Below are 12,270 nucleotides of genomic sequence, written 5' to 3'. Positions count from 1 at the left end.
CTTTGTTTTAGTAACCTTATACACCCCTGGTGAAGAGGCTACTATACTGCGCCCATTAGCAGCACCTACTATAGTACCAGTAGCGGTTGTCCACACATAAGTATCGAAACCAGCCCCTGCCGTTAGCGTAATGGTAGGCTGACAAAGTTTTTCTGTCTTTTTGTATACACATTTATTATTGAAGTCATCAGATATAGTAAAGATAGACGGAGCTTCCTTGCCTCCCCCACAAGCGGTCGTATTGCTGTAACTACCCGATTCTCGCTCTGTAGGATTCTTCACCCCCTTATACTTAGCAAATGCTTGGTTGGATATCACATTAGAACACGCATCTCTAAACTGAGTACAATCTCCCGTTACTTTTACTACAAATGAAATAGTATATTCTGCAGGGTTATTACTTTTTTGTACCAAATTATCAGGAATGGTTACTTTAAGGGTACGTGTAGCTGCTATAAAAGTACGAGTTGCTCCTGTAGGTAGAGTTACATTGCTTACATTATTCTCTAAATTTGCAGGCAACACATCGCTAATCACTAAATCTTTAGCATCATCATTCCCTATATTTTTAAATTTTATTTCATAGCGAATTGAAGAACCTACCTTTATATTAGTAGCTCCTGTAATATCATTATTATTAGAGTCGTACGCTCTTTTCTCCATTACAATTTGCGGAGTGATAACCTCTACATTAAAGGCAAACATAAAGGGGTAAAACACGTCTTGCGTAGTAGAAGGGTAAAAAGAGGCTTCTGTAGTATTATTACCTATAATAGAATTTCCATTATTCTGCAAATCGAAGATACCTGCATCAAACCCAAGCAGGTTAGTAGAAGCAGGATTACGGTCAGTATTTACACCATTTTCATCTGTTATGGAACTGTTGAAAAAGTTACTTTTAACAGCCTCATTACAAGTAACTCTTATCGGATAAGGATTCCAATAACATCCATTTTGTACAAGGCTATCTTCACGACCAGGTGCCGTGATAACCACAGGGCTTCCTGTTTTATTAGTTTTTATCTTAAGTACATCTCCTCCCAAATAAGACTCACCTTCTAACGCTGCAAAAGCTATCTTAGCATTTACAGGTAGTGGTGAAGGTACTGTAGTAAAACCAGACACCTTAATCTCTGGACTATTATTACTTGTTACTACAGAAAAGCCGTCAAACAAAGTAATATTTCTCGCAGGTTTGGTAGTGTCTTCATAAATAATAAAGAGTGTCCATCCTGCAGCATACCCATTGCCATTGGTTTCATTCCCATATGGGGCTTGCATATCAGCCACCGTAAAAGTCTCGTTATTGATACTAGTTACGTACTGCGTTACATCAGCCACACAAGCATAAGCACTTTGTGAACGACCAGTAGGATTTGCTCCTCCATCAGAATGCAATATAGTACCCGTAATATTGTGGTAAGTACCATTGCCTTGTCTAAACCGTAGTTGGTTAAACTTCGAAGGGTCAAGCACAGGGTTTGTTAGTCTATTAGCCCCTGTTACATTATCAGGTTTATAGGCCGCCCCCCAGTAAAGATAAGCTTTCTTTACTGTTAATCCACAACTTGAAGAAGGGTTAGGATTTTTAACTCTTGCAGAACTCGAATTGCGTGTGTTAGCTTGGTCTACATTAGTATACTCCAAATTTCTCTTAGAGTTATCTGCTTTCCAATCATTAAAAGGAGTATTAGCAGGACGAGAATCTCCTCTATTTAGAATAGAGTTCCCTACCACTATCATATTCCCTTTGAGAGTGGTCTTATAACGTTCGTTAAATGATTGCGCTGTAGCAGTCAAAAAAGCTGCTAAAAAGAAACATTGTAATAGTAATATTTTTTTCATATAATACTATATATTTGGGAGTTAGATATTTTTTTAACTATTTAATTCTTTGGTAATCAATCGTTGGTTAATGGTCACACTTATGGTTTCAAACGCAAAGGTACACCATTTATCCAATAAAAAAACATCTTTTACTACAATTAACACCATTTTAACACTCTGTGAAAACTAGTTAATTTGCTGATTAGCTAACACTTATTTGCTAATTGTCTAATTATTCGTATCTTTGCCCCCACAAAAAATTAAAATACAATGGTTTTACCTATTATTGCCTATGGCGACCCCGTATTAAGAAAGGTAGCTACTGACATATCACCCGACTACCCTAATCTCAATACGCTGATTGCCAATATGTACGACACTATGAACTACGCTTATGGCGTGGGACTGGCGGCTCCACAAATTGGGCTGCCCATCCGCCTCTTCGTAGTCGATACCGCTCCTTTTGCTGATGATGATGACCTCACTGAAGAGGAACGTACTTTCTTATCAAACTTCAAAAAAACTTTTATCAACGCTAAAATCACCGAAGAAACGGGTGATAAATGGCTGTTCAACGAAGGCTGCCTTAGTATACCTGGGGTGCGCGAAGATGTCAGCCGCCAAAAGCAAATCACTATTGAGTTTGTCGATGAGCAATTCACCCCTCAGCGACTCACCCTCACTGGCTTAGCTGCCCGCGTAGTGCAACACGAATATGACCATATCGAAGGCATCCTCTTTACTGATAAACTTTCATCTTTCAAAAAACAACTGATAAAGGGCAAACTTACCAATATCAGCAAAGGCAAAGTGAAAGTAGATTATCGTATGAAATTCTATAAAAATTAATAACTAAACAATAATAAGGAATGAATTTAACAAAAATTCTTGCCATTTCAGGCAAACCTGGTTTATACCGCTTAGAAACACAAACACGTACAGGCTTTTTAGCTACTTCATTAGTAGATGACAAACGCATATCTGTAGGCATCCGCAATAATGTAAGCCTACTCTCTGAAATAGCTATCTATACTACCGAAAAAGAAATACCACTAAGTGAAGTATTTGAAAAAATAAAAACATTGGAAGAAGGTAAAGAAACTCGCGTATCTGCTAAAGCTGATGGAGCTACTTTAGAGGTCTATTTTGCTGAAGTACTACCTGAGTACGACCGCGATCGCGTATACACTAGCGACATCAAAAAAGTAATACAGTGGTACAATCTCCTCCTGTCTAAAAACTTATTAACCGATGAATAATGATTAATAAAAAATGCCTCCCTTTTAAGGAGGCATTTTTTTATTCTGCATTTTGTGTATTATCAATCAATACTTGTCCGCGGTAGTACAATTTTCCTTCGTACCAGTGCGCACGGTGGTATAGGTGATTTTCCCCTGTTACTGGGTCTTTCGCTATTTGAGGAACTACTGCTACATCGTGAGTTCTTCTTTTATCTCTTCTGGTTTTTGATTGTCTTCGTTTAGGATGTGCCATTACTTAATCTTTTTATTTATCAGTTATTAAATTCTTTAAACTTTCCCAGCGGGGGTCTACTGTTTCAGTAGGATGATATTCTTTCGGAGCAAGTGCTTCCAATCGGTCTAATACCTCCGAGTGCATTTTACCACTCAGTACATCGGGGTGTACGCGCTTGGCAGGAATAGAAAGCACTATCAACTCATATATATATTGTGCAACATTTAGTTGATGCTCTCCTTGTGGTAGTATAAGCAGCTCTTCATCTTCATCATTATATTCTTCACCAAACTTTACCACTAAAAAAAGTGCCCCTGATACCGCCAAGTCAAAAGGCTCGTTAGAGAGGTCGCAATTTACATTTACTGTACCTTTACTGCTAAAGTGCAGTTCCATAAGGTTGCTCTTTTTCTCTAAAAGAACGGTTACTATTTGGTCAATATCATTTACCTCATCAAAGGCAAAGAGTTCTAGAAAATGCTTATCAATATGATAGTCAAACTGGTGACTGCCCTGCTTCAAGCCTGCAAAAGAAATATCGTATTCTTTTAATTTTCTCATTTTTTAACCTTTTTCAAAAGCACACAGATTTACACCTCTCTACTTTTGAGGCTGCAAAATTAATACTTTTTTCTAAAACTCCAAAATATTCCCCTAAAAAACTTTACACAAAGCCCTCAGCTTCTTTATTAGCTACTAATCTAAACCCTTCGCCGTGTATGTTGAGAATCTCTACTTTATCATCTCTCTTAAGCAGTTTTCTAAGTTTTGCTATATACACATCCATACTTCTTGAAGTGAAATAGTTATCATCTTTCCAGATTTTAGAAAGGGCTAATTCGCGCGACATAAAGTCGTCAGTATGTAGGGCAAGCAATCGCAATAATTCATTTTCTTTAGGCGATAGCTTCACAGGCTCTTCATCTTTATACTTAAGAATACGCAATTTGGTATTGAGGAAAAAGTTACCTATCTCAAACTCAAACTTATTATCATCTATCATCGTCTCAATTGTTTTGCGTTGTAGCATTGAGCGAATTTTCATCAATAAGATTTCAGAGTCAAAAGGTTTATTCAGATAGTCATCACCTCCTGAGCGATATCCTTTTATCACATCCTCACGCATAGTGCGAGCGGTAAGGAAAATAATTGGTATCTTCTCATTCTTCTCACGTATTTCTTTTGCTAATGTAAATCCGTCTTTATAAGGCATCATTACGTCCAAAATACACATATCGAAGGTTTCTTTTTTAAATTTCTCAAAACCCTCCATCCCATTTTTAGCTAAAACTACATCAAAACCACTCATTACTAAGTAGTCTTTTAGTACTGTCCCAAAATTAGGGTCGTCCTCAACTAAGAGGATGCGTTTGTTCTCAGAAGGAACTTTAGCGCTGTAATAGTTTCCGTTCATATTCTTTTTTTATGTTAGTGCCGTTAATAATTTGACAATTTGGCTAATTATATCACGGGTAGCTTTATAAAAAAGGTGCTACCCTTATCCTTTTCACTTTCTACCGTTATAGTACCTCCGTGATATTCCACTATACTCTTCACGTAGGCCAAACCTAAACCGTGACCTTTCACATTATGCAAGTCGCCTGTATGTGCACGGTAGAACTTGTCAAATATATGCTTCATAGCCTGCTTAGTCATACCCTGCCCTTGGTCTTTAATACGTATGAGCAACTTATTCTTGATATTTTCGGTATAAACATCTATAACAGGCGCATTGGGTGAGTACTTTATGGCGTTTTCAATTACATTTACAAATACATTCGTAAGGTGCGATTCGTTAGCCGATACATCGCTATTCCCTGCCAAAAAATGCGTATGTATCACTCCTCCACGCTCATCTAATATCGTTTGCACGTGCAACATCGCAGTAGTAATAACCTCGTGTACATCTAAAGGCTCTCGTTCTAACTGCATCGTACTTTTTTCCAAACGCGAAATCTGCAATATATTCTCTACCTGAGCAAGCATTCGTTTGTTTTCCTGCTTGAGTATATGCACATAATGCAACACCTTATCAGGATCAGAGAGTACCATCGGACTCTTTACACTGTCTAACACCAAGCTCATAGTAGCAATAGGCGTTTTAAATTCGTGCGTCATATTATTAATAAAGTCCGTCTTTATCTCAGAAATACGCCGCTGAGTAAGCAACTGGTTGAGCGTGATAACAAACACCGCTATGATAATCAGTACAAACACCGTCGAGAGAGTAGCTATACCTATAATAGATGAAAGTAGCACTCGCTCTCGCTGAGGAAATATCACTGCCAATTCATACAACGAGTCATCTGAAGTATTACCTCCGAAAAGCAAAGTCCTAAACTCCTTAGGTTCATTCGGTTCAAAGTACTTAGTATGCACTTTTGAGAGCACTCCTCTATTATAAATACCAAACTCAAAAGACAGATTAAGTCCGTTTTTCTTCAGTTGATTTAGCAATAGTTTTTCTATCTGCCCTTCAGTTACGCGCTCATTAATAGATAGCTGCCTGATGATGCTCTTAAACGATTCCTCTATCATTAGTCGCTCTATCTCAGGCAATTCACTAAATTTTTCATAAGCAGTAACCGTCTGCTCTGAAGGATAGCCCATAGTATGGCCTTTATTTACCCGCTGAAGCGTCTCTTTCAGTATATAACTTTTGATAGCCAATGTATCTGAAAGGTGATTAATACCTAAGGCAGCAGCTGTTCGCTGGTTAGCCGGCAACGTATAGTCCTCTTCTAAAATACCGTGCTTATATATAAAAGTCTCTTTATTTCCCTTATTCTCTTTTACATAGATAAATTCCCGCAGGTGATTCTCCTTAGGATTTGAACGTGAGGTATTCTCACGCAGACTCATAATTTTAGCTACGTATTTATCTACCTCATCTTGCTCTATCTGTTTTGCCACATTGTTAAGCACCTGCTGAATAGAATAGGTAAATGCATCTTCCTTATCATCTATCGCCGACTTTATCCAATACCCTTGTACTCCTATAATCCCTACGAGCGAGAGACTTGTTAGTACAATTAGTACTATATATAACCTTTTATTCATTGTGCAAAGTTAAAACTTTTTTTTCAAAAAAACACTTTTATTCTTAAAAAATTAACGATTTATTAGGAAAATAATTAATAAAATATTTCCTAATTATAGTAAAAAAACCATTTCGTAACCTATATAACCTACTGATTTTATTACACTTACAAACGAAACACTTTCTATTCAAAGCCTATCGAAACCATAACAAAAAAATATGCATTTCTCATTTATTATTTGTCTTTTGCCCTTTATCATTTACCATTTATCATTAATTTATTATCTTTGCCCCCAGAACTAAATTATTGGTTACCAATGACAAACAAAATAACCTTCTTTGCGCGTCTATTCTCGGTACTATCAGCTACCTTTTTGGCAGTAAGTTGCGAGTCTGACGACATCTGCGACCATACCGTGAATACCCCTCGTTTGGTAGTGCGCTTCTATAACGCCAATAACACCCGTACCCCTATGAGTATAGCTAACCTAACCATCTACGGGGAAGGCAATACTACCCCTTTGGTCAGCAGCACTACTCTCGATTCTATTGCGCTACCTCTACGGCTGCAAAACCCTACTACCTATCTTTTTCAGACAGTAGTATCTGGTACTACTACCAGTACCGCCACTCTTACCCTTACTTATAATACTGAAGAGACATTTGTAAGCAAAGCTTGTGGCATCAAAACTACTTACAACACCCTCTCTGCCACTATCCAAGATGCTAACACCTCTTGGCTAAAAGGCGTAACTATCAAGAATAACACTATCGACAATGAAAAGAAAGCTCATATACATCTGTATCATTAATTGGTTTTGCTTTGCAGGATTGCAAGCCCAAACAGCAAGTCGCACTACCACTACGGGCAGTACGAACTCTCGTACTACTGCCATTGCCTTGCCCGAAAAACCTAAAGCGCCCGCTTACCAACAGCGGTATGGCTTGCGTGTGGGGGCTGACCTAAGCAAGCTCATCAAACCTTTTTTCAACAGCAATTATTACGGACTCGAATTGGTAGGCGACTACCGTCTCAGTTTCGCTTATTATGCAGCTGCTGAAATAGGGCTCGAACGCAAAAAAACTAATGAAGACTTCTTCGCTTATACTACCGAAGGGCAGTTCCTACGCGCTGGCTTCGACTATAATAGCTATGGTAACTGGTATGGTATGGAAAACCAAATATATGTAGGGGCGCGCTACGGATTTTCACTCTTCTCGCAAGACCTCAACTCTTATATCATCCACAAAGACAACCAGTATTTCACCGAAAACACTGCTGGCAGTAGTACTGAATGGCTAAAAAAATATAGCGGACGCACCGCCCATTGGTTTGAGATAGTTTTAGGCATCAAAGCCGAACTATTGCACAATCTTTATGCAGGAGCTTCTGTACGTGTAGGGGTATTAGCACTCCAAACCGACAGCAAAGGCTTCCCAAATTACTACATTCCTGCCTTTGGTCGTGTATACGAAAACAGTCGCTTCGGAGCAAGTTTTAACTATACCCTAACTTACCTCATCCCTTTCTACAAAAGAGCCAAAAAGCCCATAACAACTAACGACTAGCATAACCAAATCTACTGAGCTGTCGCTCATTGCTGCGCCAATCTTTATTCACCTTTACGAAAAGTTCTAAGTGCACTTGTTTGCCAAAGAACTTTTCTAAATCGGCGCGAGCGGCTACCCCTACCCTCTTTAGTGCCTCTCCTTTATGTCCGATGATAATCCCTTTCTGACTTTCGCGCTCTACCATTATCACCGAGCGGATGTGCAGTATAGTCTCGCTATCTGCAAAACTCTCTGTGGTCACTTCTACCGAATAAGGCACTTCTTTCTTATAGTGCAATAATATCTTCTCCCTGATAATTTCATTTACAAAGAAGCGTTCTGGCTTATCCGTCAATTGGTCTTTCGGAAAAAAGGCAGGCGACTCTGGCAGCAAAGCTAATATCCTATCAAAAACCTCTTTAGTCTGAAAGTTGCGAAGTGCCGAAATAGGATATACCTCAGCTCTTGGCACTTGTTCTTTCCAATACGCCACCTGTTCTTCCAACACCTGCTGTTCAGAGGTATCTATTTTATTAATAAGCAGCAGTATGGGTATATTTAGCTTATTGATACGATCAAAAAACGCTTCTTCCTTAAGTCCTTTCTCACCGATTTCCACCATATAGATAAGAATATCAGCATCGTCAAAAGCGTCTTTTACAAATGCCATCATCGATTCCTGCAGTGCGTACGCTGGCTTAATAATACCTGGTGTATCCGAAAAGACAACCTGAAAGTCATCACCACTCACTATCCCAAAGATACGATGACGTGTAGTCTGTGCTTTAGACGTAATAATCGAAAGTTTCTCTCCTACGAAAGCGTTCATAAGAGTCGATTTACCCACATTAGGGTTCCCTATAATATTTACAAATCCTGCTTTATGCACTTTTTTTAATTTTGAATTGTGAATTTTGAATTATGAAACAAATTGCCAAATCGACAAATCGACAAATCAACAAATCGACAAATCGTCAAATTGACAAATCGCCAAATCGCCTAATTACCTAATTTTTTCAAATACTCTGCCATTCCTTTTCCCCAGTGCGGACTGTTAGCTGTTTCAGGAGTAAAAGAATCGAATTTTTCAAAAGCCTTATCTAAGAAAGGTTTTGCTTTAGCTGGCCCTCCGCCAAAGGCTTTAGGAGTAAAAAAAATCCCGATAGCTCTAATTAGGTACGGACGCGGATTATTAGGATTTTCCTTTATTGATTTTTCAGAATACTCCTTACTCATTTTACCGTACTTAGCTCCTCTAAACATCGGATTTACCTTCACTTTAGCACTGTACAGATAAGCATAAAGCGCATAGATTTCAGACGCATTAGCCCCTTTAGCTTTTTCAGCTATCTTCAGATATTTTTCAGCTTGGTCGCAATAAGAGTCAATAGTACTACCAGACGACTGGTCGGCTATACGAACGTTTACGTAAGCCGTATAATAGTTAGCGAGCCAATGCGTAGTGTCAGCCAAAGCAATGCGCTCAAAGTCATTTGCCAAGGGCTGCAACTCTGTATTTTTATAACTTTTGTCAAGTAGTTTAATTTTCTCTGTTAGCACTCCTTCTATATCCTGACCTATTGCCAGCGGAGCTATTCCTAACACACTCAATAATAGAAATATATACTTCATAATACAATATTTTAGATAGGCGGCAAATGTACAAAACAATTAGCACATTAGCAAAAATTAATAGTTAGTTTTTAACTATTGCTAAATCGAACAATGAGCGAACAATGAGCGAACGATGAGCGAAGGATAAGCGAAGGAAAGTTGGTGAGCAACATCTCTTTCCCTAATTAGCAAATCGACAAATTGGCAAATTGACAAATTATCACTACCTTTGCAGCGGCAAAAAACAACGCTATGCACCCTAAGAAAATCATCAAAATAGTAGTTATCATCTTATTACCTCTTGGCATTCAGCTATTTGCCTCGGGGAAAAACAAAATGCGTCCTATAAAAGAAGTAATCATAGACCATCAAGACGAAGATATGTATGTAACTGATGAGACGATACGCCGCACTATTTTCAAAGACCCACAAGCACCGCAGCCTATAGGTTTGCTAAAGTTGAGGGAGATAGAAAATCTCTTAGATAACAATGATATGATAGAAAAGTCAGAAGTCTTCTACACACTTGATGGGGTGCTTAATGCCAAAGTAAAACAACGTCAACCTATTGCGCGTGTGTATGACAATGGCACGGTATATTATATGGATACTCAAGGCAAAAAAATGCCTCTATCGAGCTCTTATTCAGCCCGTGTACCCCTACTTAAAGGCGAATGCAATAAATATTGGGAAGACACCTATCGCCTAATGATGTTTATACAGAATGATATGTGGCTTAACGAAAACATCACTGAGGTTATGGTCAAAAACAATGGTGAATACCAATTTTTAATGCGCATTCCTCATTTCACTGTCCTCTTCGGACGTTTTGAAGACGAACAAATGAAGAAAGCTAACCTCAAAGCGTTCTACAAGCAGTTAGAAAAGATGAACCTCTTAAACGAATACAGTATTGTTAATCTAAAATACACTAACCAAGTAGTCTGCAAAAGATAATTTGCAAATAAGTCAATAAAAAAACAGGGACTATTCAAATTGAACAGTCCCTGTTTTTTTGTTGATTATGAAATTGTTATTTAATTCTTTCAAGATACCATTTTACAGTTTTTTGTATACCTTCTTCAAACTGCAATGAGGGTTCCCAACCTAACTCATTCTTCAGTTTAGTAGCATCAATAGCATAACGCAAATCGTGACCAGCACGGTCAGTTACAAAGGTAATAAGCTTCTCAGAAGTACCTTCAGGTCTTCCTAATTGCTTATCAACTTCTTTAATAATGACTCTTACTAAGTCGATATTACGCCATTCGTTAAAACCACCAATATTGTAAGTATCACCATCTTTTCCTTGATGAAAAATAACATCAATAGCACGAGCGTGGTCTTCTACAAACAACCAATCGCGAATATTCTCGCCCTTGCCGTAAATAGGTAAGGGCTTATTATCTACTATATTATAAATACATACGGGAATAAGCTTCTCAGGATATTGATGAGAACCATAATTGTTAGAACAATTAGAAATCACCACAGGTAGCTTATAAGTATTGTGGTAAGCCCTCACAAAGTGATCTGATGAGGCTTTAGAAGCTGAATACGGCGACTGAGGGTCGTATGGAGTTTCTTCAGTAAAGAGTGTGTTATCCATTTCTAACGCTCCATACACCTCGTCAGTAGAGACGTGATAGAAGCGTTTGCCCTGCATATTGTCCTTCCACGCTTCGCGAGCCGCCTGCAAGAGGCTCAAAGTACCCATCACGTTAGTTTTAGCAAAGATGAAAGGGTCTTCAATACTCCTATCCACGTGACTTTCAGCAGCAAGGTGTATCACCCCATCAATATGATACTTCTTAAAAAGTTCCTTCATACGCTCATAGTCGCAAATATCTGCCTCTATAAAAGTGTAATTAGGGGCATTAGCTATATCAGCAATATTATCTAAGTTGCCTGCGTAAGTAAGTTTATCTAAGTTGAAAATGTGATAATCAGGATATTTAGTTACAAATAACCTCACCACGTGCGAGCCGATAAAACCAGCTCCTCCTGTAATTAAAATGTTTCTTTTCATTTATTTATTTGTCATTTCAAAAACTAATTCACCGCCACTCAAGAGTTCTTGATGCGAAATATACCATTGGTTATAAGCCTTTCCGTTAAAAGTAACTGACTTGATATATTTATTATCTTTAGATACGTTTTTAGCCACTATGGTAAAGGTCTTACCATTTGGCAAGTGCATCGTTACTTTATCGAATAGAGGACGACCAAATTGGTATTCAGTAGAAGCAGGATTCATAGGGTATAAGCCCATTGCGCTCCAGATATACCAAGCTGACATCTGTCCGCAGTCTTCATTACCACTAAGCCCATTAGGGGTAGTGTTGTACTGTGTTTGCAAAATGCGGTCTACCCAATACTGCGTTTTCTTAGGTTGCCCTGCCACGTTGAACATATAAGCTATATGATGGCTCGGTTCATTGCCGTGTGCATATTGCCCTATTAGTCCTGAAATATCAGGAGAGGTGTTATCACCAGTAATTTCTGAGCTTTCGGTAAAGAGTTTCTCTAAGTGCGCTACAAAAGGTTCATTACCACCAAATAGATTAATAAGTCCTTTTACGTTATGAGGTACAAACCAACTGTGCTGCCAAGCATTACCTTCGGTATAGTCGGTGTTTTCGCGGTGGTCAGAACGTTTGGGGTCAAAAGGAGTACGCCATTTGCCATCGGTGCTTTTTCCACGCATAAAGCCTGTTTCTTTATCGAATAGGTGTGTGTAGGCTTCTGAACGCTTCAAGAAG

Annotated in this window: 13 protein-coding genes and 1 pseudogene; 5 read left to right on the top strand and 9 right to left on the bottom strand. The window is 38.5% G+C overall.

Annotated features, from left to right (window positions below):
- Positions 1-1,845: pseudogene (locus HMPREF9074_RS09445) on the bottom strand (DUF11 domain-containing protein); the annotation flags it as partial.
- Between the two features lie 252 nt (positions 1,846-2,097).
- On the opposite strand from HMPREF9074_RS09445, the gene def reads away from it, so the two are divergent.
- Both def and HMPREF9074_RS09435 read left to right on the top strand, forming a co-directional pair.
- The gene (def, locus tag HMPREF9074_RS09440) at positions 2,098-2,676 is read left to right on the top strand and encodes a peptide deformylase (protein ID WP_009388649.1); all 579 of its coding nucleotides are present in this window, start codon (positions 2,098-2,100) and stop codon (positions 2,674-2,676) included.
- A 20-nt stretch (positions 2,677-2,696) separates the two neighbouring features.
- Positions 2,697-3,086 (top strand): DUF5606 family protein, encoded by a 390-nt coding sequence (locus tag HMPREF9074_RS09435; protein ID WP_009388651.1) that lies wholly within the window; start codon positions 2,697-2,699, stop codon positions 3,084-3,086.
- Positions 3,087-3,126: 40 nt separating this feature from the next.
- On the opposite strand, the gene rpmF is transcribed toward HMPREF9074_RS09435, so the two are convergent.
- From rpmF to HMPREF9074_RS09415, 4 genes are all read right to left on the bottom strand, one after another.
- Positions 3,127-3,321: a 50S ribosomal protein L32 gene (rpmF, locus tag HMPREF9074_RS09430; RefSeq protein WP_009388659.1), complete on the bottom strand. Its 195-nt coding sequence runs from the start codon at positions 3,319-3,321 to the stop codon at positions 3,127-3,129.
- A gap of 12 nt (positions 3,322-3,333) precedes the next feature.
- Positions 3,334-3,864: a YceD family protein gene (locus HMPREF9074_RS09425; protein ID WP_009388661.1), complete on the bottom strand. Its 531-nt coding sequence runs from the start codon at positions 3,862-3,864 to the stop codon at positions 3,334-3,336.
- A gap of 103 nt (positions 3,865-3,967) precedes the next feature.
- Positions 3,968-4,717 carry a response regulator transcription factor gene (locus HMPREF9074_RS09420; protein ID WP_009388662.1) on the bottom strand — a complete coding sequence of 250 codons (750 nt, stop codon included), beginning with the start codon at positions 4,715-4,717 and terminating at the stop codon, positions 3,968-3,970.
- A 47-nt stretch (positions 4,718-4,764) separates the two neighbouring features.
- A complete protein-coding gene (locus tag HMPREF9074_RS09415; protein ID WP_009388663.1) occupies positions 4,765-6,363 on the bottom strand; it encodes a sensor histidine kinase in 1,599 nt (532 codons plus the stop codon).
- A 354-nt stretch (positions 6,364-6,717) separates the two neighbouring features.
- On the opposite strand from HMPREF9074_RS09415, the gene HMPREF9074_RS09410 reads away from it, so the two are divergent.
- Both HMPREF9074_RS09410 and HMPREF9074_RS09405 read left to right on the top strand, forming a co-directional pair.
- On the top strand, positions 6,718-7,155 hold the full coding sequence (locus HMPREF9074_RS09410) for a DUF6452 family protein (RefSeq protein WP_034540415.1): 438 nt from the start codon (positions 6,718-6,720) through the stop codon (positions 7,153-7,155).
- The gene (locus HMPREF9074_RS09405; RefSeq protein ID WP_009388665.1) at positions 7,121-7,912 is read left to right on the top strand and encodes a DUF6048 family protein; all 792 of its coding nucleotides are present in this window, start codon (positions 7,121-7,123) and stop codon (positions 7,910-7,912) included. The genes HMPREF9074_RS09410 and HMPREF9074_RS09405 overlap by 35 nt, the downstream gene beginning before the upstream one ends.
- Here HMPREF9074_RS09405 and era read toward each other — a convergent pair.
- Together era and HMPREF9074_RS09395 are read right to left on the bottom strand one after the other, a co-directional pair.
- Positions 7,902-8,783, bottom strand: a complete 882-nt coding sequence (era, locus tag HMPREF9074_RS09400; RefSeq protein ID WP_009388666.1) for a GTPase Era — start codon at positions 8,781-8,783, stop codon at positions 7,902-7,904. The genes HMPREF9074_RS09405 and era overlap by 11 nt on opposite strands.
- A 110-nt stretch (positions 8,784-8,893) precedes the next feature.
- Complete coding sequence (locus HMPREF9074_RS09395) at positions 8,894-9,529, bottom strand: hypothetical protein (RefSeq protein WP_034540412.1); 636 nt, start codon at positions 9,527-9,529, stop codon at positions 8,894-8,896.
- Positions 9,530-9,760: 231 nt separating this feature from the next.
- Here HMPREF9074_RS09395 and HMPREF9074_RS09390 point away from each other — a divergent pair, with 231 nt between their 5' ends.
- Positions 9,761-10,465, top strand: a complete 705-nt coding sequence (locus HMPREF9074_RS09390) for a cell division protein FtsQ/DivIB (RefSeq protein WP_009388668.1) — start codon at positions 9,761-9,763, stop codon at positions 10,463-10,465.
- A 76-nt stretch (positions 10,466-10,541) separates the two neighbouring features.
- Here the strand turns inward: HMPREF9074_RS09390 and rfbB are convergent, their stop codons facing one another.
- Together rfbB and HMPREF9074_RS09380 are read right to left on the bottom strand one after the other, a co-directional pair.
- Positions 10,542-11,537 carry a dTDP-glucose 4,6-dehydratase gene (rfbB, locus tag HMPREF9074_RS09385; protein WP_009388669.1) on the bottom strand — a complete coding sequence of 332 codons (996 nt, stop codon included), beginning with the start codon at positions 11,535-11,537 and terminating at the stop codon, positions 10,542-10,544.
- Positions 11,538-12,270 (bottom strand): glycoside hydrolase family 92 protein (locus HMPREF9074_RS09380; RefSeq protein ID WP_034540407.1); only part of this gene is annotated, 733 nt, incomplete at its 5' end.

It is taken from the genome of Capnocytophaga sp. oral taxon 329 str. F0087 (genome assembly GCF_000213295.2).
Lineage (GTDB): Bacteria > Bacteroidota > Bacteroidia > Flavobacteriales > Flavobacteriaceae > Capnocytophaga > Capnocytophaga leadbetteri_A.
Note: the sequence above shows the minus strand (reverse complement) of the source record. Positions and strands in the feature narration are given on the sequence as shown.